The organism is Rhodococcus sp. JS3073 (genome assembly GCF_026810085.1).
GTDB lineage: Bacteria > Actinomycetota > Actinomycetes > Mycobacteriales > Mycobacteriaceae > Rhodococcus_F > Rhodococcus_F wratislaviensis.
Genome location: NZ_CP113951.1, coordinates 6,292,211 through 6,318,436, shown reverse-complemented (window position 1 = coordinate 6,318,436; position 26,226 = coordinate 6,292,211). Strand labels below are relative to the sequence as shown.

Below are 26,226 nucleotides of genomic sequence, written 5' to 3'. Positions count from 1 at the left end.
GCTTCGCCTATTTCTCCAGTTCGGGGGCGTCCGCCTGCAATTCCCCCACCTCGGTCTTGAGGATCCGCATGGAGCGGCCCAGGCCGCGGGCGGCGTCCGGGAGTTTCTTCGACCCGAACAGCACCACGAGCACCACCGCGATGATCGCCCAGTGGCTCGGGCTCAGCGCCCCCACTACTGGGGCTCCTCACCGTCGGGGTACACGGCGTCCACCTCGACCTCGACGAGCCAGCCCGCGGCGGGCAGGCTTGCGACCTCGAGCGCGAACCGGCTGGGACGCGCGGAGTTCCGTTCCATCGGGGCGGCCGGTTCCGCGGTGCCGAGGGGGACCAGTTCGGTGTCGCCGGTGTCGAGGTTGGTGTTCGCGAAGAACTGCCGGTAGGCGCGGTTCCAGCCGGCGTAGTCGGCGCGGTCGGTGCCGGGGGCGTTGTCGAGGAACACCCGCATGGTCACGACGTCCTCGAGTGTCAGGCCCTGTGCCTCGAGATTGTCGCGAATCCGCGTCAGCGCGTTGATGCCCTGCGCTTCGGTGATCGTGACACCGGCCGGGAGTGCGCCGCCCGCGAACACGTCGGTGTCGATGTACGACTCGGGGGTGCCTTCGGGTGCGGCCTTGTTGGACGCGCCCGGGCCGATGCCACTCGACTTGTAGACGGCGGTGCCGCCACCGATCGCGACACCCTGCGCGATCATCGGATTCGCTTCCCCGGCTTCGAGAACGGACTTCGAGACGAAGGTGCTGCCGGGCGCCTCCGCTGCCGCCTCGTCGGAGGAGCACGACGTCGCCCCGGCGATCAGAGCGGATGCGGCGAGCGCGGCGGTCATGGCCTTGGTACGAAAAGACTTCACTGTTCGGGCTCCTTGTTCTTCGGGTGTGTCAGGCTTCCTGGGCCACGCGCTCGTGGATGTGAGTGACGACGTCGCGGGCGGACGTCAGGGCGCCGTGCTGCCAGGCGATGGCGTTGGACAGGTGGTCGCCGGCGAAGTAGATCTTGTCGACGGGTTCGAGGAGCTTCTCGTACTCGGGAGTGGCAGCCCCACCGTGCGAGCCGCCGCTGCCCGCCCAGTTCGCCCAGGCACTCTCGGAGTATTTGGTGCGACGCCAGCTACCCGAGAACGACGACGAGATGTCGCGGGTGTACTTCTCGCCGTGGATCTCCGAGCCCTCCGCGATCGCCTTGGCGAGCCGCTGGCGGTGGGTGAGGGACTCGAACGCCTCCTGCCGCTTACCGCTGCTGTAGTAGGCGACGACCACGCCCCGATCGGAGTTGTAGTGGTCGTACGGGAACATGATCTGCGAGATGTCCTTGTCGGTGTTGGATGCGCCGCCGTAGATGCGGTCCTCCGTCTCCCACCACCGGCGCGAGTACTCGATGCCGAGCTTGCCGGACGACGACGGCTTGGCCCCCTTCAGCGCGGTGAGCACGTCGGCGGGCAGATTGTGCTGCAGTCGCCCGACGAGGTGCGGCGGGATCGTGCAGATCGCGTAGTCGGCGGTGATCGACGTCTTCGAGCCGCCTGCGGTGTACTCGACGGTGACGCCCTCGGACACGTTCTTCATCGACGTGACCTCGGCGCCGAAGACGATGTTGTCGGTGCCGATCCTGTCCTGGAACGCGTAGTAGATCCGGTCCATGCCGCCGACCGGGGTGAACATCATCATCGCCTGGTCGTAACCGAAGTCGAAGCTGAAGTTTCGGCCGATGCCGCTGCGGATCACTTCCTGCATCGCGAACGGCTTCTTCTCGGTGCCGAAGTTCAGGCCGGCTCCGGGCTCGGAATCGTAACCTCGACGCGAGGAACCCAGGTAGCGGCCGTCGTCGGACAGGTCACCGAAGTCGCTGAGGAACTCCGACAGCGCGTCCTTGTCCTCCCGGGTCAGTACCTGGTCCAGGGCGCCCTGATCGGTGGCCTTCTTCAGCAGTTCCGACATGTAGCCGAACGTGTCGGCCTTCGCGGCCCGGTAGGTGACGGACTGGCCGGACAGCGACGTGTCGCTCGCGTAGTTCACGAACGTGTTCGCGTTCTGGTTCCCGAAGCCCTGGATCTCGACGCCGAGTTCGCGGCAGTAGTCGAGCGTGATGTGGCTCTGCGGGATGCGGGTGGCGCCGACGTTGTAGAAGTGGCCCTCCGAGAAGGTGCACTTCTGCGTCTCACCGTTCAGGTCCGTCTCCTCGGTGCCGGCCCGGGCGGTCCAGACCCGGCCACCGGGCCGGGTGCGGGCCTCGAGGACCGTCACCTTGTACCCGGCCTTCTGCAGTTCGAACGCCGAACACAGACCGGCTGGGCCGCCGCCGAGCACGACCACGGAGTGGCTGCCCTTCACCTTGCCGATCAGGTCGCCGGCCGCGAGTGGCTGGAAGGCACGGGCGGGCGCGGCGGTCGACGGTGCGAGCCCGAGCGTCGACATCGCACCGTACGCGAGTCCTGCGCCTCCGGTGGCCCCGAGGCCCTTCATGAAAGATCTACGTGTGAATGCCAATTCGCGCTCCCATTCTTGCGCCCGGCGACCCGGGTAACTTGTCCGGATTCATCCTGGGAGGGACGCGAGTCGGGAAGTTGTCGGCGGCGAAACAGTCTGAGGCCGGCGAGCGAGAACGGGCGCGTGCCGTTCTCACTCCCGAGTCGGAGTTCGACCCGAAACCGAAACTTTTCGGCAACACGACCCAGCTAGTTTCACGCGCATGTCAGCCCTTTCCGACGCCATCGCGCGTTCGTTCGCCACCGGCGAGCCCGAACGTCAGGCCCTGTCGCCGTTGCGCGCGCTGGGCCGGCGGCAGTTGTCGGGCTTCGAGGTTCTCGCCCAGTCGGTGGCCACGACGGCTCCGGCGGTGTCGATGGTGGTCCTGCCCGTCACCATGTTCACCCACCAGATGCTGCTGAGCGGTCTGATCACGATCGTCGTCGCGACGGTGGTGGTCTCCCTGATCGCGGTGTGCGTCTCGCAGTTCACGCGACGCATGGCGGCCGCGGGCGGGCTCTACAGTTTCGTGTTCCAGGGCCTCGGCACGCGTGCCGCGCTGACCGCCGGGGTCGCCATGCTGACCAAGTACGTGGGCAGTGCGGTGATGACGCTGTACCACGGTGGCCAGGCCGTGATCGCGGCGCTCGGCTTCTTCGGGCTGGAATTGCGCGAACCCGCCGAACGTCTCCTTGTGTACGCCGGGATCGCGATCGTGATCCTCGGCTGCCTGGTCCGCGGAGTGCGGTTCGCGGCCCTCGCCATCCTCGCCGTCGAATCGTGCTCGTTGCTGTTCATCGTCGGTCTGATGATCGTGACCGGCGCCGGCGGCCAGCACGCCGCGGTGCCGCCGTCCGATTCCGCGTACGGGCCGCTGCTCATGACGCTGGCCGCGGTGTTCGCCCTTGCCGGCTTCGAGAGCGCCACGTTCTTCGGGCCGGAGGCCAAGCGCCCGCTCGCCACCGTCACCCGCACCGTGATGCTCACGCCGATGATCTGCGGCGCTCTGTTCATCTTCTCGGCGTGGGCCGCCTGGTCCGGTCGCACGGACACCCTGGTCAACGCGTATCTGCACGGCACCTCCACCGGGGTCGACCCGGCCGTGGTGATCGCCCTGAACCTCGGGTTGGGCACGTCGTGGCTGGCGTCGGCGATGGCGTCGTCGAATGCCGCGTCGCGCCTGCTGTATTCGATGGGGATCGAACGAGTCGTGCCGCGTCTGTTCGCCCGGGTGCACCGCAGCTACCGCACCCCGTACGCGGCGCTGGCGGTCATCGTGTGCGCCGTGTGCGCCGGTGCCGCGACGTTCGGCATCGTCGGCAAGTCGACCGGATTCGGTCACGTGCAGTTGATCGCCAGGACCGCGGTGGTCGCGGCGTACGTGCTGGTGGCCGTGGCGTCGGTGCGGTTCCTCAGCCGGATCGGGGAGCACACCCCGCTCGTACGGGTGGCGGGAGTCGCGGGTAGCGCCGCCGGCGGAATCGTCCTGGCCTACATGCTGTTCGTGAACATGGCCCACGGCTTCGCGATGGTCCCCACCGTGGTGCTGACCCTGTTGCTGTCGGGTTCGGCGTGGCAGCTGTACCTGCGATGGCGCCACCCGGCGAGCCTGCGGTCGATGGGTGTGTTCGACACCGCGGAAACGGACGACGTGCTGCCGGGAGCCGGGGTGTTCGCCACGGACGCCGCCGGAAACCTCGCGTTGACGGCGGCTGGACGTACATCCGGGTCCCGGTGATGGGCGCCCGAGCCGGGGAGATCGCGGGCCACGAACCACGCGCCGTGCAGAAGGCACTCGCTTTACTCGAGGCCGTGGCTCAACTCGGGTCCGGGGCGACCGCGCGAGACATCGCCGCGCACGCGGGGATCCCCCAGGCCACGGCGTACCGGCTGCTCAATCTCCTGACCGCCGACGGCTATCTGGTGCGGATCGCCGATCTGTCCGGGTTCGCGCTGGGCCGCAGGACAAGGCAGCTCGCGGGGGCGGATGCGGCGCCGGACCCGGTCGACCACCACGCCGTGCTCGAGGAACTGCGCGAGCAGGTCCGGTTCGGGATCCATCTGGCGACGTTCGCGGGCGGCCGGGTGCGACTGATCGACCGGGACCCCGACCACGAACTCAGCGGCGAGAACACCATCGCCGCGCAGCTGCACGCGTCCGCCATCGGCAAGATCCTCCTCGCGTCCCGTCCGGACCTCGTGCCGCCGATTCTGCGCCAAGTCACGTCGCGGACCATCACCGACATCGCCGCGCTGCAGAGCGAACTCGACGCCGTCCGTCACGCGGGCTCGGCCCGAGAGGTCGACGAGGTGCGGGTGGGCCGCAGCGCCGTCGCCGTCCCGGTGCACGATGCGCAGAACGCGGTGGTCGGTTGTCTTGCGGCGATCGGCAAGACCGGACGCCTGGCGGTCGACGATCCGGAACTCACCGACCTTCTGCGCTCGTGCGCGGCCCGGGTGAGCGGCCGGGTCCCCGCCTGAGGCCGACGCTCACCTCGAACTGGCGAGCAGGTCCAGGATTTCGGCGCGCACCGCGCGGCGCGACCAGTTGCCGAACCGTTTCTGCGCCGACTCCCAGTGGTCCTCGCCCACCCGGTCGAGCGCGAACGCGACGTGCCCGGGGTGTCGCAGCGAGGCGATGTCCTGCCGGGCGCGCGCTTTCACCGACAACGCCAGCAGGGCGAGGCCCCGCTCCTGATCGCCGTGCGCGAGCTCGAAGCACCCCACACCGGCCGCGACGGCTCCGGTGACCGGCAGATCCTGATAGGCACCCTGCCCCAGCCTCGACAGCGCTGCCTCCGCGAGCTTCGGCACGAACTCCACCATCATCTCGGACCGGCCGTGCAGCACGTGAGCGCACACCACCGACGCCGCCAGCATCATTCCGAACGGATCGGCGTACGGCTCGGACAGCATCCGGGGATACACCATGTCCAGCGCCTCACGGTAGCGGGCGAGCCCGCGTTCGACGTCGCCGTCCGCGAGATCGATTTCCGCGAGGCTGCCGGTGGCGGCGGCCCGCCATTCGTCCGGCTGGTGGTCGTCGGTCCCGGTGCCCGCACCGCGATGCTCGAGTACCGTCTCGGCCAGCACTTTCCGGCCGGCATCCACGTCACCGTCGGCGATCAGCGCGGAGGCCTGGAAGCTCCACAGCTGATCCGCCTCCTCCTGCGCACCCAGCTTCCGCATGCCCTCGACGGCATCCTGATAGTGCCGCACCGCGTCCCGGTACTCGCCGGACTGGCTCTGCAGTGAGCCGAGGAACTGCGACGCCATCGCTGTGCCCCACACGTCACCGATCGCCCCGCACAGTTCGGACACGGTCGCGGCATCCTTCATCGCGCCGCGGAAGTCGCCGAGGTTCTCCCGCATGCTGGCCCGCGCGGAGAGGGCGGCCGCCCGGGTCTCCGGATCCTCCGAGCGCACGCCTTCCGCGACGATCCTGGCCAGGCGCCGTCCCGAACCCAGCGACAGGATGAGCCGGACCGCGAACCCGGTGACCGACGGAAGGTCGGGGCGTTCCCGGAGCAGGTGACGCAGCCGGATCCGGGCACGGGCGAGCGTGCGTGTCTGGCCACCGAAGACCAGGTGCATCGCCGCGAGCAGGAACGTGTACGCCACCAGTTCCGAACCGACGTCCGTCAGGTCCGCGTCCGCCGTCGACCCGAGAATCCGCGGGGTCCAGTTCATCACCTCCGAGTGCGCGCCCCGAATGGCCCACAGGCCGCCCAGCACCGGGAACACGGTCGCCACCGTCTCGGCGTCGTCGCGCTCGACCGCCCACCGGAGGACCGCGAGCAGGTTGTCGTGGTCGGCGTCGATGTCGTCCGCGAGCGCGACCTGGTCGGCGCGGCACCGGCGGAGCGCCTCGGACGCGAACCGACTGGCCCAGACCCCTTGGCGAGCAAACACTTCCGATCCCTCGCCGGCCGCCGCGAGCTGTTCCTCGCCGTATTCGCGCACCGTCTCGAGCATGTAGTAGCGCAGCGTGTCCGAAGTCTCCGACACGGACAGCAGGGATTGGTTGACGAGACCCTCGACAGCGTCCACGACGTCGTCGACGCCGTCCCACTCCGCGATCGTCCGGGCGGCGTCGAGGGTGAACCCCGCCGGGAACCGGCAGAGTCTGCGCAACGCGATCTGCTGTTGCTCGCCCAGAAGCTGCCAGCTCCAGTCGATGACGGCGTGCAGCGTGCGGTGCCGCTCGGGCGATGTCGGGTCGTGCGACCGCAGCAGCGCGAACCGGTGCTCGAGCCGTCGGCCGATGTCCTCGACGCTCATGCTGCGTACCCGGGCGGCGGCCAGTTCGATCGCGAGCGGGAGACCGTCGAGGGTGCGGCAGACGCTGCGTACCGTCTCCGGGTCGAGGCGCGCGGTGGGCCGCACGGCGCGGGCCCGCGCCGTGAACAGTCGGGCGGCGGGCGCGTCGTCGTCGTCGATCGCGAGCGGCGGCAGCGGGTACACGGCCTCGGACGCGAGCATGAGAGGTGACCGGCTGGTGGCGAGGACGGTCAGCTGGTCGCCTGCGGCCACCAGGTCGGCCACGACCTCGGAGCAGGCGCCGATGACGTGCTCACAGTTGTCGAGGATCAGGAGCATCGGCCCTGCCGACAACGCTTCCCGGAGCCGTTCCCGCGCCGAATGGACGCGGCTGACGGTGAGCCGGCCCGGCGCGATGTCGACCTCGCTGAGCCCGAGCGTGCTGCTGATCGCCGCCACGACGTCCTCACTGCTGCGCAGCGACGCGAGTTCCACCAGAGCCACGGATGTCCCTGCGGCGGCGCGCGCACCCAGTTCGTGTGCGATTCGCGTCTTGCCGGCACCGCCGGGCCCGAGGACGGTTACCACCCGCGAGGACGTGAGCAACCTCTCGATCTCCGTGATGTCCGAGTCGCGTCCCAGGAGGGCGTTGGGTGCCGCGCGGAGCCCGATCGCCGTCCGATCCGGCGACGCGAGGTGCCGAGCCGCTACCCCGTCGGAACGTCCGCCCCGCAGGATCTCGGTGTGCAGGGCGACGAGCGCCTGCGACGGATCGGCCCCCAGCCGGGACACCATCCGCTTGCGGAAGGTCGCGAACACGTCCAGCGCCTCGTTGTCCCGTCCGAGCCCGGCGAGAGCCCGCATCAGGTGCGCGTGCGCTTGCTCGTCCAGAGGTTCGGCGGCGACGTGGGCCAGCGCCTTCGGGAGGGCGGCGTCCCAGTCTTCGACCGCAACCAGCGCCGCCAGTTCCGCGGCCTCGAGCTTCCCCCGGATCACTGCGGCATCGGCGGCGAGTTCCGTTGCGGCGGCACCGCCGGGAAGGTCGGCACCGGGGTCGCCGCGCCACAGCGCGAGGGCATCGCGGATCTCGTCCGGCCCGACGCTGCGACCGTTCCCCCGGCCCCTCAGCCGGCGTGCCACGTCCTCCGCGCGCGTCAGATCGACGGCATCCCTGGGTACCGCCAGCCGATAACCGGCCGGGCCGATCTCCAGCGCCCCGTCCGGCAACGCCGCGCGCAGACGGGAGACCTGCGTGTGCAGCGCGTTCATCGGGGACCGCGGGGGATCCTCGCCCCACACCTCGTCGATGAGGGCCTGCGCCGACCGGCTCCGGCCGGGATCGCGGGCGAGAGCAACCAGCAGACTGCGCGCGCGGGTGCCGGGCAGCGGTGCGAGCACGCCCGACCGCCACGTCGATACCTCACCCAGCAAGGCGACCTGGATCGGTGTGCTTGCGGGTGCCACCCTCTCGTCCACGCTCATGTGCTGGTCCACCGCGTTCGATGGTATTGCACGGCGTGGGTGCGGGCGTCTTCTCGCTCGGTGCAAAGATCGGTACATGGCAACGGCTGCTCAATGGATCGAAGGCGCTCGTCCGCGCACCCTCCCGAACGCGATCGCCCCGGTGCTCGTGGGCACCGGCGCCGCGGCGTCGCTCGGCGGCGCGGTGTGGTGGAAGGCAGTGTTGGCACTGGTGGTCTCTCTCGCGTTGATCGTGGGCGTCAATTTCGCCAACGACTACTCGGACGGGATCCGGGGCACCGACGACGAGCGGGTGGGGCCGCTGCGGCTCGTCGGGTCGAAGCTGGTGAAACCGTCGGCGGTGAAGGCTGCGGCCATCGCCTGCTTCGGCGTCGCCGCGGTGGCCGGTCTGGTCCTCGCCGTCACCACCGCCTGGTGGCTCGTGCTGATCGGCGCCCTGTGCATCGTGGGGGCCTGGTTCTACACGGGCGGCAAGAAGCCGTACGGGTACAGCGGCTTCGGTGAGGTCGCCGTCTTCGTGTTCTTCGGTCTCGTCGCCGTGCTGGGCACCCAGTACGTGCAGGCCGAGACGGTGGATTGGGCCGGCCTCGTGTCCGCGATCGCCGTCGGTTCGTTCTCGAGCGCGGTTCTCGTCGCCAACAATCTGCGGGACATTCCGACCGACACCGAATCCGGCAAGCGGACGCTCGCCGTCCGGCTCGGCGACTCGCGTACGCGCATCCTGCATCTCGTCACGCTGACGGTCCCGTTCGTGGTGACGCTCGTCCTGGTGCTGCGCACTCCCTGGTCGCTCGTCGGACTGCTCGCCCTGCCTCTCGCGGTCCGGGCGAACGCGCCGGTCCGCTCCGGCGGCCTGGGCCTCGCACTGATTCCCGCGCTACGGGATTCGGGGCTGGCGATGCTGATCTGGGGCGCCGCCACCGCCGTGGCCCTGTCGGCCGCCTGAGCGCCCCGCCGGGTCAGTCGCCGTCCGGGAGAAGGATGCCGAGGACGAAGTTGACGATCGAGATGATCAGGCCTCCCCACAGGGCCGTCCAGAAGCCGTCGACGGTCAGTCCGTAATCGGTCTGGGAGCTCAACCATGCGGTGAGCAGCAACATCAGGGCGTTGATCACCAGGGTGAACAGGCCGAGCGTCAGGATCAACAAGGGCAGCGACAACAACTTCACGAGTGGTTTGACGAAGATGTTGACGACGGTGAACACCAGCGCGATGCCGAGCAGCACCACGATGTCCCATCCGGTTCCGTTGCCCGAACTGGAGATGTCGATGCCCGACACCCAGGCTGCCGCCAGCCAGATCGCGAACGCGTTGATGACGAGGCGTACCAAGAAGGTCATGGGTGCATGCTGGCACATCGTTCGGACAAACGGGAACCGGATGACGCGGGACCGGGATGGTCAGGCCGCGCGGTCGTCGAGTGCCGCGTGCACGCGACGGCGGAGTTCGCCGACACCGACCTGGACCTCGAGGATCTCCCGCGTCGTGCCGTCGGCCACTCGCAGCACTCCGAGGAAGATGTGCTCGGCGCCGATGTGATCGTCCTTGCGCGCCAGCGCCTCCCGCAGTGACAGTTCGATCGCCTTCTTCGCGTCGCGGGTGAACCCGATGTGCCCCGACTTCCGGCCGAACCAGCCGCGCTTCGCCGACGGCTCTTCGGGGTCGAGGACGCCCTTGCCGAAATTCTGCTCGAGGCTCTGCCGCACCGCGTCGAGGTCGATCCCGATCGATTCGAGCGCTTCGGCGTCGGCGTCGCTCAAGGCCGTGCCGCGCGTCGCGACGGTCGATCGCGACTTCTCCTCCTCGATGCCGGCGTCGGCGAGGATGCCGTGGACGGGTTCGGTTTCCATGGACAGCAGCGCGAGTACGAGGTGTTCGGGCCCGATCTGCGGCGACTTCAGTGCGCGCGCTTCCTGTTGCGCGCCGATCACCACGGCCCGGGCGTCCGTCGAGAATCGTTCGAACATGCGCCGTTACCTCCCTCTCCGATTGTGCTTCTGATGGACGGCCTGCCTGCTCACCTCGAGGGAGTCGGCGATCGCCTGCCAGGACCAGCCCTGGGCGCGGGCGTTGGCGACCTGGATGGCCTCGAGCCGTTCGAGGAGACGCCGCAGCGCACGCACGGCCCGCAACCCCTCGGCGGGGTCGGGGCTGCCCGCCGCTGCGGCGAGCGTGGTTGCTTCGGTCATGCATGTCAATTTAGGTTGACACCGATCAGGTGTCAACCCTTCTTGACAGATTTCCGGGGCGGCCGTCAGTACGCCGCGACCGCCCCGTCGACGGCGATCTGCAGGTCCTTCTGCACGACGTGGGCGATGTCCATCGGTTTCGCCGGGAGGTCGAACAGTGGCTCTCCGACGAAGACGCTGGCCGACTTCACGTTCTCCGTATCGGGCCCGTGGGCGTCCGGCCCGTAGCTGATGCCGATGGACAGCAGCACGGGTGAGACTCCGCGATCCGCCGCACGTTTCGCGATGTGACCGATGCCGCTGTTGATGTGCTGCAGGCGGGTCGGGTCGTCCTCGTTGCACGTGCCCTCGGGGAAGATCGCCAGGTTGTCACCGCGGCACACCCGTTCGGCGGAGATGTCCATCATGAGCCGGCCCGCGTCGGCGACCGCCCGGAGACCGTAGTTCTTGCTGCGGAACACCGGGATACCGCCCATCATGTCGACCTTCTTGTGCAGGTCGGGATCGACGAACAGTTCGTCCTTCGCGAGCACCCGGGTGCGTCCGATCGCGCGGCGCAGCGGCGTCTTCCAGGCCGTGGCCGCGAGCGTGTACTGATCACTGTGGGTGATGTGATTGGCGGCGACGATCAGCACCCTGCCGGACTTCACCAGCCCGGCCAGCTGCGCCTTCGCATCGTCCGCGTACGTGATCCGCGGCCGGTACTTCGCATACAGCGACGCGTACGCCAGCATGGCGAGCATCCGATTCTGCTGATGGTCGCGGTAGTACGCGTACACCGCTTCGTAGTTCTCGAGAGTTACCTCGGGCTTGTCCATGCTCGTCCCCGCTCCGTCGTCCTATCGCCAGGCTACCAACCTACGGTTGCGTAGCCTACGGTGGAGTAAGTTTTCGGAAAGTGCAGGGAAACTGTGCGAACAGCACGATTTCGGGTACAAAAGACCTGTGATCCGCCCGGCCATTTCCACCGACCTGCCCGTTCTGCAAGACATCGAAATCGCGGCGGGTGCGCCGTTTCGTGACATCGGAATGGACGCCGTCGCCGACGATCCCCCGTTCACACTCGACGAGCTGACCGAATACCTCCAGCTGGAATGCATTTGGGTCGCGGTCGACGCAGACGACGCCCCGGTCGCATACGCACTCGTCGCCGTGGTCGACGGGGCCGCCCACATCGAGCAGGTGTCGGTCCACCCCGGCCACGCCCGCCAGGGGCTCGGCGCCCTGCTCCTCGACGAGATCTCGTCGTGGGCGGCCGTCCGCGGACTGCCCGCCCTCACCCTCACCACGTTCGTCGACGTCCCGTGGAACGCCCCCTATTACGAGCGGCTGGGTTTCCGCCCCCTGCCGGAGGACGCCCTGACCCCGGGCCTGTCACGCATCCGCGCCGACGAGGCCCGGCACGGCCTCGCCGCGTGGCCGCGGGTCACGATGTCCCGCCCGGTGACGGCGCCGGCGCGGACCGCCGCGACCGCGCCTCAGCCGGGCTGACCGGGCCACTCCCCGGTCGCCGCGAAGCGGTCGAGCACCGCGGCCGGACCGGTGAGGTCGATGCCCTCCCCGGCCACCCAGTCGTCGTCGAAGTAGGTGTCCGCGTAGCGTTCGCCGCCGTCGCACAGGATCGTGACCACACTGCCGGACCGTCCGGCCGCGAGCATCTCGGCGACGACGGTGAACGCCCCCCACAGGTTCGTGCCCGTGGAACCGCCGACCCGGCGGCCCAACACCGCACTGGCGTGCCGAGCCGTCGCGATGGACGCGGCGTCGGGCACCCGCATCATCCGATCGATGACCTGCCCGACGAACGACGGCTCCACCCGCGGCCTGCCGATGCCCTCGATGCGCGAGGGCATCCCCGTCGCATAGTCGCAGGAGTTGGTGTCGTAGCCGCCGAAGAACGCCGAGTTCTCCGGATCCACCACGAGCAGACGGGTGGCGTGCCTGCGGTAGCGGATGTACCGGCCCAGCGTCGCGCTCGTGCCGCCGGTCCCGGCGCTCATGACGAGCCACTCCGGCACCGGATGCTCTTCACGAATCATCTGGTGGTAGATCGACTCGGCGATGTTGTTGTTGCCCCGCCAGTCGGTGGCCCGCTCCGCGTGCGTGAACTGGTCCATGAAGTGACCGCCCGTCTCCGCGGCGAGCCGTCGGGCCTCGCTGTAGATCTCCGGCGGCCGGTCGATGAAGTGGCAGCGACCGCCCTGCGCCTCGATGAGGGCGATCTTCGCGCCGCTCGTGCTGCGCGGCATGACGGCGACGAAGTCGAGGCCGAGCATCTTGGCGAAGTACGCCTCGCTGACGGCAGTGGACCCCGAGGACGCCTCGATGACCGTCGTCCCCTCGGTGATCCATCCGTTGCAGATCGCGTAGAGGAACAGTGACCGGGCCAGCCGATGCTTGAGGCTGCCCGTGATGTGGGTCGACTCGTCCTTCAGGTAGAGCTGCACACCCCATTCGACGGGCAGCGGGTACCGCAGCAGGTGCGTGTCGGCGCTGCGCTGCGCGTCGGCGTCGATGAGGCGGACGGCGTTGTCCACCCAGTCACGCGGAAAGCTCCGGTCGATGACGACGCAGTCGCCGTCCGTCACCGGGCCGTGCCCTCACCGCGGAGCCGGGCACGCAGGTCGGCCTGGTCGGCGCGGCGCTGCGCGTCGAACGCGGCGATCCCCTCGTTGACCCGGCGGCGGAGTTTCGCGAACAGCAGCAGCGACAGCGGGAGTGCGATGAGGACCGCGAAGATGGCCGCGACGAGCAGCGGCACGGCGACTCCGACGAGTGCGGCCACCCCGAGGATGATGGCGCCGATGACGACGACCAGCAGCAGCCGGGCGATCGAATAGATCGCGACGTCGCGCGCCAGCTGCCCCTTGGTCACCCGCCCGTCCTGCTTGGCCGGTGCGCTCGAATCGGCAGCACCGGGGCGCTCGACCTGGTCTTCTGGCTTCTCGGATGACTCACTCACGCCCCCAGGTTACCCATCGCCGAGGCCGCTCCTCACACGTCCGACTTATCCGATTTGTCTATTACCTCCCCTTTACCAACATTAGATCGTTCGAGTACCCGGGGTGCCGGATGCCACGATGACCGAGATCAGTCGCAACAGCGGCCGGCTTCAGCACAGACCAGTCGAAAGCAGTGGAGGACCGTCGATGAGCGCACCCACCTACAACGGATCCGGATTCAGCGGATCCAACGAAGCCCTCATGACCCCGGGCCAGGTGGCTGCCCTGTTCCATGTCGACCCGAAGACAGTGACGCGATGGGCGCACGCGGGCCGGCTCGGATCGCTGCGCACCCCGGGCGGACACCGCCGCTTCCGCGAGGCCGAGGTCATGCAACTGCTCCGCTCCCTCACGACGGAAGCAGGCCGACCGTAAGGCTGACCGCGACCACACTGCCCGGACGCCACCCGGCCGGGTAGGTGCCCTCTGCCGCCGACGCGGCTACGCTCGGGGATACCGGCTACCCTCGAGCGGTGTAAGGAGGTGCGCGGTGATCTATCTGTTGGCACTCATCGGGCTCGTGACAGTGGCGGTCCTGCTCTGGAAGGCGTTCGGCCCGAACACCAGGCCCGTGCTCAGCAATCGGGTGCAGGGACCCGACGACGATCCGGATTTCCTCTGGAAGGTCGACCGGGAGACCCGTCGGAAGAAGTCCGACGAACCCGATGCCGGTCCGGCGGACCCCGCCGGATGAGCCGAGACCGGGGTGCCGGTCGATCCGGCGCCCGCGGTGTCATCGCCTCAGCGACGATCCTGTAGCGCGAAACTGGACGCTGGGAAGTCCGACGCCACCGCGGCAGCCAGTTCGAGAAGAGCGTTGCGCGTCTTCGGACGCAGCCGCTCCAGTTCGATCTCGGCGCCCTCCTCGAGGTGCGGATCGAACGGAATCAGCCGGACCAGGCGGCACCGCTGCTCGAAATGCTCGACGACCTTCGGCAGATCCACCTTGCCCGACCGTGGTCGCACCGCGTTGACGACGGCCACCGACCGGGACACCAGTTCGCGGTATCCGTGGGCGTCGAGCCAGTCGAGGGTCGCGGAGGCGCTGCGGGCGCCGTCGACGGACCCCGAACTGACCACCACGAGCGCGTCGGCCTCTTCGAGGATGGTCTGCATGGCGGAATGCATCAGTCCGGTGCCGCAGTCGGTGAGGACGATGCTGTAGAACTTCTCGAGCATCGTGACGGTCCGCGAGTAGTCGTCCGCGCTGAACGCCTCCGACACCGCCGGGTCGCTGTCGGACGCGAGCACCTCGAGCCGGTGCCGGCTCTGCGACGTGTAACTGCGGACGTCGCTGTACTTTTCGATGCTCTGCTCGTCGCGCAGCAGGTTGCGCACCGTGGCGGGGGTCTCGAGGGGAATCTTCTGACTCAGCGTGCCCCGGTCGGGGTTGGCGTCGACGGCGATCACGCGGTCACCGCGCAGTGACGCGAACGTGGAGCCGAGCGTCGCGGTGGTGGTGGTCTTGCCCACTCCGCCCTTGAGGCTCAGCAGCGCGATCTTGTAGCAACCCTGCAGCGGCTGGTTGACCTGCTTGGTCAGCTCGATCCGACGCTGTTCCTTCGCACTGTTGCCGACGTTGATGTAACGGCCGGACAGTTGGTACAGCGCCTTGCGCCACCCCGTGGTGGGGGCCGGCTTGACCTGCTTGAGGAGCAGCGACGTCGACAGGTCACGCGCCGACACCGCGTACTGCTGGTCGGCATTCGTGTTGTGCGGGCGGGGATGCTGGGGTGCGTGCTGGACCGGCGCCTGCTGCGGCGGAGTGAACGCTCCCGGCGCGGGAGTCTGCTGCGGGGCCGGCTGGGAGACGGGCGCCTGTTGCGGGACGGGCGCGGCCGGGGTCTGCGGCCGCGCGGGTGCGGCGGAGGGGGCCTGGACCCCGGGCTGCGCGAACGGGTTGGGACCCTGCGGCTGAACGTACGGGGCCTGCCGCGCGGCGTTCCACGCGGCAGCCGAGGCGTGGTCGTCCGCGGGCGGATTCGATGCAGGCCGTACCGGCTCCCACATGCCGGCGTTGTTTTCGGACATGGCTGAACATCCCCCTCGTGAAGTCTCCATCGTCCCCACCGAATCACACCGGTCGGAGACGTCGCGGCGGAAGGATATCAGTCGGCAACTACCGTCAGTTGAGGCCCGCGTACGAGTGCAATCCCGACACCACCATGTTGATGATGAACAGGTTGAACAGCATCGCGACGAAGCCAGCCACGTTGATCCATGCGGCCTTGGTGTCACGCCAGCCCGACGTCGCGCGGGCATGGAGGTAGGCGGCGTAAATCACCCAGGCGATGAACGACACCGTCTCCTTGGGGTCCCAACCCCAGAATCGGCCCCAGGCGGCCTCGGCCCAGATGGCGCCGAGGATGACGCCCGCGCCGAACAGCGGGAACCCGATGATGGTGGTCTTGTACGCCAGCCGGTCCAGGGTCTGCGCGTCGGGCAGCCGCTCCGCGATCCGCGCGAACACGCCCGTTCCCTCCTCGCCGCGCGGGTACCGCATGCGCAGCAGGAACAGCAGGCTCGCGATGCCCGACACCAGGAACACACCGGAACCGACGCTCACGATGGTGACGTGGATGGGCAGCCAGTACGACCGCAGCGCGGGCACCACGGGCGCCGCGTCCGCGTACAGCACGGTGGCGGCGAGGAACATCAGGATCAGGACGGGGACGAGCAGGAACACCCACATCGACCGGTACGCCGGCTTCGACAGAAGCGCGAGACCGACGACGAGTGCGGCCGCGCAGGCCATGGTCACGAACTCGTACATGTTGCCGAGCGGGAACCGCTCGGTGGCGAATCCGCGCAGCACGATCGACGCGAAGATCAGTACCGTGCCGACGACGAGCACGGCAGCGCCCATGCCGCCGAAGCGCTCGGACATGGGCTTCTTCGGCTGCTCGACCACTCGGCCGGGAGCCGACGGCGCCTCGGCCGGACGGGCGCCGGAGCCTGCCGACACGAGTTCCCGGTCCTGCACGGCCTGCGCCCGGGTGGACGCGTACTGCACGATGAGCAGCACGAGTGCCAGCACCAGCACGGTGAAGGCTGATCGGAAGGCCCAGTCGCTGTACTGCGCCAGTGTCTCGTTGGTCGTCATCGTTGGCTCTCCTGCGCGTCAGGCTTCGTGTCGTCCGTGAGCAGACGGGTGCAGAGTCGGCCGAACTCGTCGCCCCAGCCGGCCTGATCGGTCCGGGCGAGTCCACCAAGCTCTACTACAGTACGTCGTGGGTCAAGATCGGAAGCGTCCGCGGGGTAGATGCGGGCCCAGACGCGGCGACGCTTGACCAGCAGCGAGACGAGCAGTCCGGCCATCATCGTCAGCGCCGACACCAGCACCCACTGCTGCGCCGGGTCGTGCGACACCTGCAGGTTCACGAAGTCCACTGCACCGTCGAACCGCACCTGGGTGCCATCGGCCAGCGTCGAACTCTCCCCCGGTTTCAGATTCACCCGGTCCTGCTTCACGAGCCGGCCCTGGTTGATCAATTCGGTGTTGAGCGAGAACAGCGACTGCGGATTGCCCGTGTCGAGGCCGGTGTCGCCCTTGTAGATGTCGATGGCGACGGCCGGGTCGTTCATGGCCGGGTAGCTCGACGCCAGCAGATTGCCGTGCAACAGCGCGGTCGGCGCGAACAGTCCCTCGATCGCGATCTGGTTCTTCCGGCGCTCGTCGGTGTCGGTGTACATGCCGCCGGGCGGGTCGAACCGCATCGCGCCGCTGCTGAGGAACGTCGTCGCGTCGTCGGGCCGCCACTGCAGCGTCTCGGTGCGGGTTTCCCCGTTCGGGAACGTGACGGTGAACGTCGGTGCGTACCCGTGCCCCTGCAGGTAGACGCGGTCACCCTCGACGCGCAGCGGGTGGTTGACCTGCAACTGCCCGTCCCGCCACGTGTTCGTCTCGAGGTCGTCGCCGGCCTGGTAGGCGATGTTGGACGTGAACATCTCGGCCTGACCGCTGTCGAGGTAGTCGGCCGCGAAGTCCTTGACCTTGACGCACAGCGGTGTCATGCCGGTGCCGTCCTGCGTGTTGCCCGCCTTGAACGAGTCGAAGACCGCGGGCGACGTGGTGCAGAAGCCGGGACCGTTGTTGGCCACCACGATGACGTTGCCCTCGTAGCCGAACAGCTTGCCGACGGCGATCGCGACGAGCAACGCGACGAGCGACAGGTGGAAGACCAGGTTGCCGAGTTCGCGGAAGTAGCCCTTCTCCGCGGAGATGGTGATCTCGCCGTCGTGCGCGGCGCGCTCCCCGCCCTCGCGCGTCTCGACCCGCCACCCCTTCAGGTGGGCGCGGATGCGGGCGGCGAGTTCCTCCGGCGTCTCGTCGACGCGGTCCTCGTGATGGTGCGGCAGTCGCGCGAGATTCCGTGGGGCAGGCACCGGACGGGTGCGCAGCGCCTTCGCGTGGTCGACGCAGCGCGGCAGGATGCAGCCGACGAGGGAGATGAACAGCAGGACGTAGATCGCGGTGAACCAGAAGCTGCCGAACACGTCGAACAGCTCGAGTTTGTCCATCCACGGACCGAGGGTCGGCCGGTTCGAGATGTACTCGTCGACCTTGCCCGCGTTGAGGCTGCGCTGCGGGAGCAGGGCGCCGGGAATGGCCGCGAGGGCCAGCAGGAACAGCAGCACCAGCGCCGTGCGCATCGACGTGAGGCCGCGCCAGGTGTTGCGGACGACCGCGAACGCGCGACCCGGCAGCGATTGACGGGGCACCGGCGCGGCTTCCGGGGCCTCGGGGGTCTGGGTGTCGCTCATATCGGCAGAGTCACTTCCGAGATAAAGGCGTCGCGAACCCAGCCGACGAACTGGTCCCACGCGCCGGTGACGAGGGCGATGCCCACGGCCACCAGCATGATTCCGCCGAAGATTTGAATGGTGCGCGCGTTGCGGCGCAGCCAGCCGACACCGCGCAGCGCGCGGGACGAGCCGAGCGCCAGGATCACGAACGGCAACCCGAGGCCGAGGCAGTACGCGACGATCAGGGCCACTCCGCGGGCGGCGGTGGCACCGTCGGTGCCTGCGGCCAGGGAGATGACACCCGCCAGGGTCGGGCCGAGGCACGGGGTCCAGCCCAGTGCGAACACGGCACCGAGCAGCGGGGCCCCGGCCAGGCTGGAGATGCGGCGCGGCTCGAGCCTCGTGTCCCGCTGCAGGGCCGGGATCAGGCCGATGAACACCAGGCCCATGGCGATGGTCACCACCCCGCCGACCCGCATCAGGATGTCGCGGTTGATCGCGAGGGCCGAGATGGCGCCGAACACCGACGCGGTGGCCAGCACGAACACCACGGTGAAACCGGCGACGAACAGGGCCGCGGCGCCCGCGACCCGCAGCCGTCCGTCGGCGACCGTCTTCGTGCGGGTGGCCGCCTCCTCCGCGGTGACGGCCGGGGCGTCCGCACCGACCACACCCGCGAGGTAGGACAGGTATCCGGGAACGAGGGGCACGACGCACGGCGATGCGAACGACACCAGACCGGCGAGGACGCACGCGCCGAGCGCGAGCAGCAGCGGCCCGGATGCCGCGGTGGACTGGAAGGCGTCGCCGACGCCGCCGGCGAGAAGGGTGGTGCTGGTGCTCACGATTCCTGCGCCACCCGTTCGACCACCGGCTTCAGGTCCTCGGCGAGCAGTTCCTTGAGGAACACGGCGGCCACGCGGTGTTCCCGGTCGAGCACGATCGTGGTGGGGATGACGCTCGTGGGGTAGTTCTGCCCCAGCGCGATCATCGTCCGCATGGCGGGGTCGTAGATCGACGGATACGACACCTTGTTGTCGATCACGAAGTCCTGCGCCTTGTCCTGCTGGTTGTCCCGCACGTTGATCCCGAGGAACGACACTCCCTGATCCTTGGTTTCCTCGTGCACCTGCTCGAGGTCGTTCGCCTCACCCCGGCACGGGCCGCACCACTGCCCCCACACGTTGAGGACCACCACCTGCCCCGCGAAATCGTCGAGCGAGGTGGTCTTGCCCTCGGTCATCAGGTCGGGTCCGGACACCGTGCCGATGGTGCCGCGGTCGGCAGGCGGGTCGTAGAAGATCTCCGTCTGCCCGCCCGGCGACACGAAGTCGAACGTGCCGCCCTGAGCCACGGCGTCGTCGCCGGACGCACACGCCGACAGCGACACCGCGGCCGTGCAGATCACCGCGAGAAGCCCGGCGAAGCGCCCCCGACTCATGCCCCGGTCACCCTCGGATCCGACGCGCCCGCGGGCTCCGAGTACACGATGTCGATGAGGGTGTCGCCCTCGTAGACGAGGGAGGTCAGCGACGCGAGACCGCACTGACGGTGCCGCGGGTCGTGCCACAGCCGCTCCCCCTGCAGGAACCGGCGGAGGGTCCAGACGGGGAGTTGGTGGCTGACGACGACGGCCTCGTGGCCCACCGCCGACACGCGGGCGCTGTTGACGGCGGCCAGCATGCGGTGCGCGATCTGCAGGTACGGCTCGCCCCAGGACGGTGTGAACGGGTCGCGCAGTTTCCACCAGTGCCGGGGCCGGGACAGCGCGCCGTCGCCGACGGACACCTTGAGGCCCTCGAATTCGTTGCCCGCCTCGATGAGGTTCTCGTCGGTCGCGATCTCGACGCCGTGCGCGTCGGCGATCGGAACCGCCGTCTCCTGCGCCCGCTGCAGCGGCGAGGACACCACGTGCGTGATGTCGTGCTTGGCCAGCACCGACGCCACCGCGCGGGCCTGCGCCTCACCCGTCACCGACAGCCGGAACCCGGGGAGCCTGCCGTAGAGGATTCCGCGCGGGTTGTGCACCTCGCCGTGCCGGAGCACGTGCACGATGGTGCGGGTCTGTGTGTGGTCGGGATGATCGGCTTCGGTCACGTTGGGGTTCCTCGGGTCGGGACGGGAGGTCGGGTGGGTGTCGGCGGCGGGGCTACCGGCCGCGAGGGGGGACGACACGTCAGGGCTGGACGGCCGCGGCGGCGGCCTTCGCGGCGTGCGGCAGGGCGTCGGCGATGATCGAGAACGCTCTGTCGTCCATGGCGGCGGAGACGAACCACGCCTCGAACGCGCTCGGCGGCGGGTACACCCCGCGCGAGAGCAGTCCGTGGAAGAACGCCGGGAAACGCCAGGTCTGGGCGGCCTTGGCCTCGGCGTAGTTGGTCACCGGGTCCTCGCTGAAGAACACACTGAGCATCGTGCCTGCGGTCTGCACCCGGTGCGGCACGCTCTCGGCGGTCAGCGCGTCGGACAGCAGGGTCCGCAGGGTGGCGCTGTTGCGCTCGAGTGCGTCGTACACGCCCTGGTCCGCGGCGCGCAGGCTGGCGAGCCCGGCTGCGACGGCGACGGGGTTCCCGGACAGGGTGCCTGCCTGGTAGACGGGTCCGGCCGGGGCGAGGTGTGCCATGACGTCGGCGCTGCCACCGAATGCGGCGGCGGGCAGACCACCGCTCATCACCTTGCCGAACGTGTAGAGGTCACCGGCGACGCGGTCGAGTCCGAACCAGCCGGCGGAGCTGACGCGGAATCCGGTCATCACCTCGTCCATGATGAGCAGCGCGCCGTTGTCGCTGGTCAGCTTCCGCAGGCCCTCGTTGAATCCGGGCAGCGGCGCCACGGCGCCCATGTTGCCCGCGGCGGCCTCGGTGATGACGCACGCGATCTGACCCTCGTTCGCGGCGAAGGCCTGGGCGACGGCGTCGAGGTCGTTGTACGGGACGACGATGGTGTCCTCGGCCTGCGCGCCCGTCACGCCGGGCGATGTCGGGAGGCCGAACGTGGCGAGTCCCGAGCCGGCGTCGGCCAGCAGCGCGTCGACGTGTCCGTGGTAGCAGCCGGAGAACTTGAGGACCTTGGTTCGGCCGGTGAATCCGCGGGCGAGGCGGACGGCGCTCATGGTGGCTTCGGTGCCGGAGTTGACCAGGCGCACCTTCTCCACCGGCGCGACCCGGCCGACGATCTCCTCGGCCAGTTCGATCTCGCCTTCGGTGGGCGCGCCGAACGACAGGCCGGTGGCGGCCGCCTTCTGCACGGCCTCGACGACGGCGGGGTGCGCGTGCCCGAGGATCATCGGTCCCCAGGAGCAGATGAGGTCGACGTAGTCGTTGCCGTCGACGTCGGTGAGCGTGTAACCGGACGCTTCCCTGATGAACCGCGGGGTGCCGCCGACCGAGTGGAAGGCCCGCACCGGGGAGTTGACGCCGCCGGGAATGACCAGATCAGCCCTTTCGAAGAGCTGGGCGGAGCGGGATGCGTGCACGTCGGGGTCACCGGAGGAAACAGTCACGGCCTCCAGTGTCCCAGTTCTGTCGAATTTGCCAACGACAGGGTGTAGTGGGTGGCCAGGATCACTCTGCCCGATCGGTCGCGCCGGGCGATTCGGGGACGAGCGAGGCGAACATCGCCCGCATCTCCTCGGACAGTTTCATCAGTTCCACGTATCCGCCGAGCGGGCCGCCCTCGAGGTACGCGAACTCCATCCCGACGCCCTCGAACCGGCCCCGCTGCACCACCGGCAGTCCCCGGCGCCCGGCCTCGGCGAGGGTGGCCTCGAAGTCTTCGGGAACCCAGGCCACGTGATGGACGCCGGGACCGCTCGTCTCCAGCTGTTCCGTATAGAGGTTGCGTCCCGACACCGGTTGGATCAGTTCCAACTGCTGTCCGCCGGCATATCCGAGCGACACGTGGACCACGTAGTCGGCGGGCTGCCCGCGGTACGTGCAGTGCTCGGGTCCGAAGTGCACGTCCGGGAGCCGCAACCATCGCGCGACGCCCAGCTGTTCCGTGAAGTACCGCTCCGCCGACTCGATGTCGTCGACGACCCAGCAGATCTGGAGAATCGGGCCTTCGACGAGACTCATGCCATCTTCCCGTTGTCCACCGAGTACACGGCTCCGTGGATGGCGGAGGCGTCGTCGGATGCGAGGAAGGCCACCGTCTTCGCCACGTCCTCGGGTTCCATCAGCCCTCGCGGGGAGGCCGACTTCATGACCAGATCGAAATCGACACCGTCGGGGAACGCGAAATTCGTGACCTGCGGCGTCATCATCCCGCCCGGGCAGACGGCGTTGACCCGGAGCGGTGTGCCGGTGAACTCGAGCGCCATCGCGCGGGTGAGGCCGACCAGTCCGTGCTTGGCGGCGCAGTAGCCGGCCGAGTACGCCTGCCCCTCCAGCCCGGCGACCGACGCGACGTTGACGATGTTGCCTCCGCGTTCGAGCAGATGCGGCAGTGCTGCCCGCGACAGGTAGAACGGCCCGTTCAGGTTCACGGCGAGGTCACGTGCCCAGTCGTCGTCCGTGACGTCCGCGGTGTGCCGGAGGGTGTGCGAACCGGCGACGTTGATCAGGACGTCGAGACCGCCGAGCCCGGAGACGCAGGCTGCCACGGCCGCGCTGCACGCGTCCGGCGACGCGACGTCCGCCGGCGCACAGTGCGCCGCCGCCTCCGGTCCGGCGATGTCGATCATGGCCTGCCGCAGCACATCCCCGTCCCGAGCGACCCCGAAGACGCGAGCTCCCCGGTCGGTGAGGAGCCGAGCTACGGCCCGTCCGAGCCCCGAGGATGCTCCGGTGACGAGAGCGACTTTCCCTGCGAACGTTCCCCGACCCGTGTCATCCATCAGTCGATGATGCACTGCGTGCCGGTCGGAGGTTCACAGATTGCCGCGGGCCGCCTGCTCGCGCTCGATGGATTCGAACAGAGCCTGGAAGTTGCCCGCCCCGAACCCGAGCGAACCGTGCCGTTCGATCAGCTCGAAGAACACGGTCGGCCGGTCACCGAGCGGCTTGGTGAAGACCTGCAGGAGGTATCCGTCCTCGTCGCGGTCGACGAGGATTCCGCGCTTCTGCAGTTCCTCCACCGGCACCCGGACCGTGCCGATGCGGGCCCGCAGCTGCGCATCCTGGTAGTACGCGTCGGGTGTGTTCAGGAATTCGACGCCCTCGGCCCGCAGCGCGTCCACCGTCGCGAGAATGTCTCCGGTCGCGAGGGCCAGATGCTGGCAGCCTGGCCCACCGTAGAATTCGAGATACTCGTCGATCTGCGATTTCTTCTTTCCCACCGCGGGTTCGTTGAGCGGGAACTTCACCCGGTGGTTGCCGTTCGCCACGACCTTCGACATGAGCGCCGAGTACTCCGTGGCGATGTCGTCGCCGACGAATTCGGCCATGTTCGTGAATCCCATGACCCGGTTGTAGAACCGGACCCAGTGGTCCATCCGGCCCATCTCGACGTTGCCGACGGCGTGGTCGAGCGCCTGGAACAGCCGAGCGGGTTTACCCGGTCGTGCCGCGAAACCGCTGGAGCGCGCGACGAATCCGGGGAGGTAGGGGCCGTCGTACCGGCTGCGGTCGACGATGGTGTGCCGGGTGCTGCCGTACGTGGCAATGGCCGCGAGCCGCACGGTGCCGAACTGATCCGTGACATCGCGAGGCTCGTCGAGAATGGTGGCCCCCTGCGAGCGTGCGTGCGCGATGCAGCGGTCGACGTCGAGCACTTCCATGGCCAGGTCCACCACGCCGTCGCCGTGGGCCCGGTGATGGTCCGCGAGCGGGCTCTTGGGATCCACGGCTCCGTGCAGCACGAATCGCGCCGACCCGGACTCGAGGACGAACGACTTGTGCGAGCGCTGACCGGTCTCCGGCCCGGCGTAGGCGACGAGGGTCATGCCCCAGGTGGAGACGAAGTACTGCATGCTCTGCGTCGCATTGCCGCACGCGAACACCACGGCATCCAACGCGACCACCGGAAACGGGTCCGACGCGTCGTCGTGTTCGACGAGCCCGACCAACTGCCGGAGTTCGTCGGTCTCCAGATGTGCGGCCACCTCGCGGGGCGTCAGGCGAATGTCGACGGTAGTCATACCTCACTGTGATCCAGCTCACACCACTGCGCAACGGCGCCTCTTGACGCTGTTCAATCTGTACAGAATGCTGGATGAAAATACCGATCGACCCTACATATTGACCAGGGACGCCAATGAGCATCGATCAACTCGACGCCGCACTGCTCGACCTACTGCATACCGAGCCGAAGGTTGGCGTGCTCGAGGCGTCGCGACGCCTGGGAGTGGCGCGCGGCACCGTTCAGGCGCGACTCGACCGCCTCGAACGCACCGGCGTGATCACCAGTTCGGCACCGACTCTCGACCCGGACGCACTGGGGTTTCCGGTGGTCGCGTTCGCCACCCTCGAGATCGCGCAGGGCAACGGGCACGCCGCGGTCGTCGAGCACCTGACCGCCATCCCCGAAGTTCTCGAGGCACACACGATCACCGGAGCCGGCGACGTCCTGGTCCGCGTGGTGGCGCGCACCCACGCCGACCTGCAGCGGGTGATCAACTCGATCGTGGACGGGCACAACGTCCTTCGCTCGTCGACCGTCATCGCGACACAGACCCAGATCGCCCTGCGTCACGACCAGCTCGTCCGCGCCGCGGTCCCGCCGCCCCCTGTCAGCGATCCTCGGGACTCAGCTCGTCCAGCAGAGAACTGAGCAGATAGCAGGCGTCGTCGAACCGGTCGTGCCCGACGATGCCGCCCCAGCGGTGCTCGATCTCGGCGACCCGCACGGCGGCGTCCTGCAGCGCCTGCCGTCCCCGCGCGGTCGGGACAACCAGTTTCGCCCGCCGGTCCGTTGCGTCCGGAACCCGTTCGACGTACCCGAGATCCTCGAGATCGTTGATGAGTTCGGACGCGGCGGACAGACTCAATTCGGCACGGGAGGCGATCTCCGTCAACCGCCGCCCGTCCCAGCCGATGTTGCCGAAGATCTGCAGATGCGGTGGGCGGATGTCGCCGTAACCGCGCTCTGCCATGGGCTCGCTCAACTCCCGGCGGAACTCGTGCAGCAATCGGACCAGCAACTGTCCCACCGCCGGCCGATCGGACGGCAGACCTCTTGACCGTTCCATGACACAGGAGAATACTACGGTTACCGAAGTTTCGGTTTCCGAAGCAAACTCGAACCCACGCATTTGGGACATCCCATGGACACACACTCGATCACCCGGACCATCCCGACGGGCGTCGGGAACCTCGCCGTCCACGTCACCGGCAACGGACCGCCGACCGTGCTGTGGCACAGCCTTTTCGTCGACTCGACGACGTGGGCGCCCCTGCGCAGCCATCTGGTCGCAGACCGGCAGTTGATCTCGATCGACGGACCCCGCCACGGGGCAGGCACCGCCGTGCAGCGGCGGTTCACGATGGAGGAGTGTGCGGAGGCGGCAATTGCCGTCCTCGACGCACTCGACGTCACCGAGCCCGTCGACTGGGTGGGCAACGCCTGGGGTGGACACGTCGGACTCGTCGCGGCCGCCCACACTCCCGACCGGTGCCGCACCGTGATCACCATCGGGACACCGACCCAGGCCCTCACCCGCAGAGAACGCGCCAGGATCGTGCCGATGGTATGGGCCTACCGCATCGCCGGGCCGATTCCACCGCTCACGAATGCGGTGATGAACGTCCTTCTCGGCAAGGAACTCTCACGAACGCACCCGCAACAGTTCCGGGCCGTCTCACGCACCCTCCGGCAGGCACCACGACGTGGCATGCACCAGGCGATGCAATCGATCATGCTGCACCGCAAGGGGCTGGACCCCCTCCTGCCCCGGATCGGGGCGCCGACGCTGATGGTCGTACCCCGCGCAGACACGATGATCTCCATCGAGCAGGCACGGGCCGCCGCGGCGACGATGCCGCACGCCGCGGCCACCACGGTGGACGGCGCCGGCCACATCACACCACTGATCGCCGACCCCGCCGGACTCGCCGACCTGATCACCGCCTTCTGGCGCGATCCGGTCGGATACCTCGCGACGATCAGCACCTCGGCCTGACTCGGCTGGTCCGCGCATGTTTCCGGC

At 68.8% G+C, this 26,226-nt stretch carries 29 protein-coding genes; 8 read left to right on the top strand and 21 right to left on the bottom strand.

Going from position 1 to position 26,226, the window contains the following annotated elements; genetic code table 11:
* Positions 1-7 precede the first annotated feature (7 nt).
* Genes tatA through OYT95_RS28605 form a run of 3 tightly spaced genes read right to left on the bottom strand, consistent with a single transcriptional unit; the run spans position 8 to position 2,458 of the window.
* A complete protein-coding gene (gene tatA, locus OYT95_RS28615; RefSeq protein ID WP_005252050.1) occupies positions 8-175 on the bottom strand; it encodes a Sec-independent protein translocase subunit TatA in 168 nt (55 codons plus the stop codon).
* On the bottom strand, positions 175-849 hold the full coding sequence (locus tag OYT95_RS28610) for a Rid family hydrolase (protein WP_268789739.1): 675 nt from the start codon (positions 847-849) through the stop codon (positions 175-177). Before OYT95_RS28610 ends, tatA begins: the two co-directional genes overlap by 1 nt.
* Before the next feature lie 28 nt (positions 850-877).
* Positions 878-2,458, bottom strand: a complete 1,581-nt coding sequence (locus OYT95_RS28605) for a flavin monoamine oxidase family protein (RefSeq protein ID WP_112301786.1) — start codon at positions 2,456-2,458, stop codon at positions 878-880.
* A 226-nt stretch (positions 2,459-2,684) separates the two neighbouring features.
* On the opposite strand from OYT95_RS28605, the gene OYT95_RS28600 reads away from it, so the two are divergent.
* Together OYT95_RS28600 and OYT95_RS28595 are read left to right on the top strand one after the other, a co-directional pair.
* Entirely contained in the window at positions 2,685-4,199 is a 1,515-nt protein-coding gene (locus OYT95_RS28600) for an APC family permease (protein ID WP_268789738.1), read from the top strand.
* Positions 4,199-4,942: an IclR family transcriptional regulator gene (locus tag OYT95_RS28595; protein WP_268789737.1), complete on the top strand. Its 744-nt coding sequence runs from the start codon at positions 4,199-4,201 to the stop codon at positions 4,940-4,942. Before OYT95_RS28600 ends, OYT95_RS28595 begins: the two co-directional genes overlap by 1 nt.
* Before the next feature lie 9 nt (positions 4,943-4,951).
* Here OYT95_RS28595 and OYT95_RS28590 read toward each other — a convergent pair whose 3' ends face one another.
* A complete protein-coding gene (locus OYT95_RS28590; RefSeq protein WP_268789736.1) occupies positions 4,952-8,203 on the bottom strand; it encodes an AfsR/SARP family transcriptional regulator in 3,252 nt (1,083 codons plus the stop codon).
* A 76-nt stretch (positions 8,204-8,279) separates the two neighbouring features.
* Here OYT95_RS28590 and OYT95_RS28585 point away from each other — a divergent pair, with 76 nt between their 5' ends.
* Entirely contained in the window at positions 8,280-9,149 is an 870-nt protein-coding gene (locus tag OYT95_RS28585) for a 1,4-dihydroxy-2-naphthoate polyprenyltransferase (RefSeq protein ID WP_037233427.1), read from the top strand.
* A gap of 13 nt (positions 9,150-9,162) precedes the next feature.
* Here OYT95_RS28585 and OYT95_RS28580 read toward each other — a convergent pair whose 3' ends face one another.
* From OYT95_RS28580 to OYT95_RS28565, 4 genes are all read right to left on the bottom strand, one after another.
* Complete coding sequence (locus OYT95_RS28580; RefSeq protein ID WP_037233424.1) at positions 9,163-9,543, bottom strand: phage holin family protein; 381 nt, start codon at positions 9,541-9,543, stop codon at positions 9,163-9,165.
* 60 nt (positions 9,544-9,603) lie between these two features.
* On the bottom strand, positions 9,604-10,170 hold the full coding sequence (locus OYT95_RS28575) for a Clp protease N-terminal domain-containing protein (RefSeq protein WP_268789735.1): 567 nt from the start codon (positions 10,168-10,170) through the stop codon (positions 9,604-9,606).
* 6 nt (positions 10,171-10,176) lie between these two features.
* A complete protein-coding gene (locus OYT95_RS28570) occupies positions 10,177-10,392 on the bottom strand; it encodes a hypothetical protein (RefSeq protein WP_005258323.1) in 216 nt (71 codons plus the stop codon).
* 65 nt (positions 10,393-10,457) lie between these two features.
* A complete protein-coding gene (locus OYT95_RS28565) occupies positions 10,458-11,210 on the bottom strand; it encodes a lysophospholipid acyltransferase family protein (protein ID WP_037233420.1) in 753 nt (250 codons plus the stop codon).
* Positions 11,211-11,337: 127 nt separating this feature from the next.
* On the opposite strand from OYT95_RS28565, the gene OYT95_RS28560 reads away from it, so the two are divergent.
* Positions 11,338-11,883 carry a GNAT family N-acetyltransferase gene (locus OYT95_RS28560; RefSeq protein ID WP_112301783.1) on the top strand — a complete coding sequence of 182 codons (546 nt, stop codon included), beginning with the start codon at positions 11,338-11,340 and terminating at the stop codon, positions 11,881-11,883.
* On the opposite strand, the gene OYT95_RS28555 is transcribed toward OYT95_RS28560, so the two are convergent.
* Both OYT95_RS28555 and OYT95_RS28550 read right to left on the bottom strand, forming a co-directional pair.
* On the bottom strand, positions 11,871-12,980 hold the full coding sequence (locus tag OYT95_RS28555) for a PLP-dependent cysteine synthase family protein (RefSeq protein WP_037233416.1): 1,110 nt from the start codon (positions 12,978-12,980) through the stop codon (positions 11,871-11,873). The two genes, OYT95_RS28560 and OYT95_RS28555, sit on opposite strands and share 13 nt — an antisense overlap.
* Positions 12,977-13,354, bottom strand: a complete 378-nt coding sequence (locus tag OYT95_RS28550) for a DUF4229 domain-containing protein (protein WP_037233414.1) — start codon at positions 13,352-13,354, stop codon at positions 12,977-12,979. Before OYT95_RS28550 ends, OYT95_RS28555 begins: the two co-directional genes overlap by 4 nt.
* Positions 13,355-13,541: 187 nt before the next feature.
* On the opposite strand from OYT95_RS28550, the gene OYT95_RS28545 reads away from it, so the two are divergent.
* Positions 13,542-13,769 (top strand): BldC family transcriptional regulator, encoded by a 228-nt coding sequence (locus OYT95_RS28545; protein WP_037233625.1) that lies wholly within the window; start codon positions 13,542-13,544, stop codon positions 13,767-13,769.
* Between the two features lie 115 nt (positions 13,770-13,884).
* The gene (locus tag OYT95_RS28540) at positions 13,885-14,088 is read left to right on the top strand and encodes a hypothetical protein (protein WP_005252018.1); all 204 of its coding nucleotides are present in this window, start codon (positions 13,885-13,887) and stop codon (positions 14,086-14,088) included.
* Between the two features lie 47 nt (positions 14,089-14,135).
* On the opposite strand, the gene OYT95_RS28535 is transcribed toward OYT95_RS28540, so the two are convergent.
* The 10 genes from OYT95_RS28535 to hppD all read right to left on the bottom strand — a co-directional run bounded on the left by OYT95_RS28535 (position 14,136) and on the right by hppD (position 24,219).
* Positions 14,136-15,425, bottom strand: a complete 1,290-nt coding sequence (locus OYT95_RS28535) for a nucleotide-binding protein (RefSeq protein ID WP_268789734.1) — start codon at positions 15,423-15,425, stop codon at positions 14,136-14,138.
* A 94-nt stretch (positions 15,426-15,519) separates the two neighbouring features.
* On the bottom strand, positions 15,520-16,497 hold the full coding sequence (ccsB, locus tag OYT95_RS28530; RefSeq protein WP_037233403.1) for a c-type cytochrome biogenesis protein CcsB: 978 nt from the start codon (positions 16,495-16,497) through the stop codon (positions 15,520-15,522).
* Positions 16,494-18,158 (bottom strand): cytochrome c biogenesis protein ResB, encoded by a 1,665-nt coding sequence (resB, locus tag OYT95_RS28525; protein ID WP_128641569.1) that lies wholly within the window; start codon positions 18,156-18,158, stop codon positions 16,494-16,496. The genes ccsB and resB overlap by 4 nt, the downstream gene beginning before the upstream one ends.
* A complete protein-coding gene (locus OYT95_RS28520; protein WP_037233399.1) occupies positions 18,155-18,985 on the bottom strand; it encodes a cytochrome c biogenesis CcdA family protein in 831 nt (276 codons plus the stop codon). The genes resB and OYT95_RS28520 overlap by 4 nt, the downstream gene beginning before the upstream one ends.
* Complete coding sequence (locus OYT95_RS28515) at positions 18,982-19,581, bottom strand: TlpA disulfide reductase family protein (RefSeq protein WP_112301779.1); 600 nt, start codon at positions 19,579-19,581, stop codon at positions 18,982-18,984. Before OYT95_RS28515 ends, OYT95_RS28520 begins: the two co-directional genes overlap by 4 nt.
* Entirely contained in the window at positions 19,578-20,237 is a 660-nt protein-coding gene (locus OYT95_RS28510; RefSeq protein WP_005566498.1) for a histidine phosphatase family protein, read from the bottom strand. Before OYT95_RS28510 ends, OYT95_RS28515 begins: the two co-directional genes overlap by 4 nt.
* 79 nt (positions 20,238-20,316) lie before the next feature.
* Entirely contained in the window at positions 20,317-21,642 is a 1,326-nt protein-coding gene (gene hemL / locus OYT95_RS28505) for a glutamate-1-semialdehyde 2,1-aminomutase (protein ID WP_268789733.1), read from the bottom strand.
* Between the two features lie 61 nt (positions 21,643-21,703).
* Positions 21,704-22,216 (bottom strand): VOC family protein, encoded by a 513-nt coding sequence (locus tag OYT95_RS28500; protein WP_268789732.1) that lies wholly within the window; start codon positions 22,214-22,216, stop codon positions 21,704-21,706.
* Positions 22,213-22,977: an SDR family NAD(P)-dependent oxidoreductase gene (locus OYT95_RS28495; RefSeq protein WP_268789731.1), complete on the bottom strand. Its 765-nt coding sequence runs from the start codon at positions 22,975-22,977 to the stop codon at positions 22,213-22,215. Before OYT95_RS28495 ends, OYT95_RS28500 begins: the two co-directional genes overlap by 4 nt.
* Before the next feature lie 33 nt (positions 22,978-23,010).
* On the bottom strand, positions 23,011-24,219 hold the full coding sequence (gene hppD, locus OYT95_RS28490; RefSeq protein WP_037233383.1) for a 4-hydroxyphenylpyruvate dioxygenase: 1,209 nt from the start codon (positions 24,217-24,219) through the stop codon (positions 23,011-23,013).
* Between the two features lie 116 nt (positions 24,220-24,335).
* On the opposite strand from hppD, the gene OYT95_RS28485 reads away from it, so the two are divergent.
* A complete protein-coding gene (locus tag OYT95_RS28485; protein WP_037233380.1) occupies positions 24,336-24,851 on the top strand; it encodes an Lrp/AsnC family transcriptional regulator in 516 nt (171 codons plus the stop codon).
* Here OYT95_RS28485 and OYT95_RS28480 read toward each other — a convergent pair.
* Positions 24,811-25,269 carry a MarR family winged helix-turn-helix transcriptional regulator gene (locus OYT95_RS28480; protein ID WP_235214681.1) on the bottom strand — a complete coding sequence of 153 codons (459 nt, stop codon included), beginning with the start codon at positions 25,267-25,269 and terminating at the stop codon, positions 24,811-24,813. The two genes, OYT95_RS28485 and OYT95_RS28480, sit on opposite strands and share 41 nt — an antisense overlap.
* A 75-nt stretch (positions 25,270-25,344) precedes the next feature.
* Between OYT95_RS28480 and OYT95_RS28475 the strand changes: the two genes are divergently transcribed.
* Positions 25,345-26,199 carry an alpha/beta fold hydrolase gene (locus OYT95_RS28475; protein WP_268789730.1) on the top strand — a complete coding sequence of 285 codons (855 nt, stop codon included), beginning with the start codon at positions 25,345-25,347 and terminating at the stop codon, positions 26,197-26,199.
* The last annotated feature ends 27 nt before the right edge of the window (positions 26,200-26,226 follow it).

What these genes read in the sequence shown, in the direction of transcription:
- OYT95_RS28480 (WP_235214681.1), bottom strand. Translation starts at nt 25,269, where the DNA reads ATGGAACGGTCAAGAGGTCTGCCGTCCGATCGGCCGGCGGTGGGACAG.
- OYT95_RS28600 (WP_268789738.1), top strand. Translation starts at nt 2,685, where the DNA reads ATGTCAGCCCTTTCCGACGCCATCGCGCGTTCGTTCGCCACCGGCGAG.
- OYT95_RS28475 (WP_268789730.1), top strand. Translation starts at nt 25,345, where the DNA reads ATGGACACACACTCGATCACCCGGACCATCCCGACGGGCGTCGGGAAC.
- OYT95_RS28590 (WP_268789736.1), bottom strand. Translation starts at nt 8,203, where the DNA reads ATGAGCGTGGACGAGAGGGTGGCACCCGCAAGCACACCGATCCAGGTC.
- OYT95_RS28500 (WP_268789732.1), bottom strand. Translation starts at nt 22,216, where the DNA reads ATGAGTCTCGTCGAAGGCCCGATTCTCCAGATCTGCTGGGTCGTCGAC.
- OYT95_RS28570 (WP_005258323.1), bottom strand. Translation starts at nt 10,392, where the DNA reads ATGACCGAAGCAACCACGCTCGCCGCAGCGGCGGGCAGCCCCGACCCC.
- OYT95_RS28545 (WP_037233625.1), top strand. Translation starts at nt 13,542, where the DNA reads ATGAGCGCACCCACCTACAACGGATCCGGATTCAGCGGATCCAACGAA.
- hppD (WP_037233383.1), bottom strand. Translation starts at nt 24,219, where the DNA reads ATGACTACCGTCGACATTCGCCTGACGCCCCGCGAGGTGGCCGCACAT.
- OYT95_RS28515 (WP_112301779.1), bottom strand. Translation starts at nt 19,581, where the DNA reads ATGAGTCGGGGGCGCTTCGCCGGGCTTCTCGCGGTGATCTGCACGGCC.
- OYT95_RS28485 (WP_037233380.1), top strand. Translation starts at nt 24,336, where the DNA reads ATGAGCATCGATCAACTCGACGCCGCACTGCTCGACCTACTGCATACC.
- OYT95_RS28495 (WP_268789731.1), bottom strand. Translation starts at nt 22,977, where the DNA reads ATGGATGACACGGGTCGGGGAACGTTCGCAGGGAAAGTCGCTCTCGTC.
- OYT95_RS28595 (WP_268789737.1), top strand. Translation starts at nt 4,199, where the DNA reads ATGGGCGCCCGAGCCGGGGAGATCGCGGGCCACGAACCACGCGCCGTG.
- OYT95_RS28535 (WP_268789734.1), bottom strand. Translation starts at nt 15,425, where the DNA reads ATGTCCGAAAACAACGCCGGCATGTGGGAGCCGGTACGGCCTGCATCG.
- OYT95_RS28565 (WP_037233420.1), bottom strand. Translation starts at nt 11,210, where the DNA reads ATGGACAAGCCCGAGGTAACTCTCGAGAACTACGAAGCGGTGTACGCG.
- OYT95_RS28580 (WP_037233424.1), bottom strand. Translation starts at nt 9,543, where the DNA reads ATGACCTTCTTGGTACGCCTCGTCATCAACGCGTTCGCGATCTGGCTG.
- resB (WP_128641569.1), bottom strand. Translation starts at nt 18,158, where the DNA reads ATGAGCGACACCCAGACCCCCGAGGCCCCGGAAGCCGCGCCGGTGCCC.
- OYT95_RS28585 (WP_037233427.1), top strand. Translation starts at nt 8,280, where the DNA reads ATGGCAACGGCTGCTCAATGGATCGAAGGCGCTCGTCCGCGCACCCTC.
- OYT95_RS28575 (WP_268789735.1), bottom strand. Translation starts at nt 10,170, where the DNA reads ATGTTCGAACGATTCTCGACGGACGCCCGGGCCGTGGTGATCGGCGCG.
- ccsB (WP_037233403.1), bottom strand. Translation starts at nt 16,497, where the DNA reads ATGACGACCAACGAGACACTGGCGCAGTACAGCGACTGGGCCTTCCGA.
- OYT95_RS28605 (WP_112301786.1), bottom strand. Translation starts at nt 2,458, where the DNA reads ATGAAGGGCCTCGGGGCCACCGGAGGCGCAGGACTCGCGTACGGTGCG.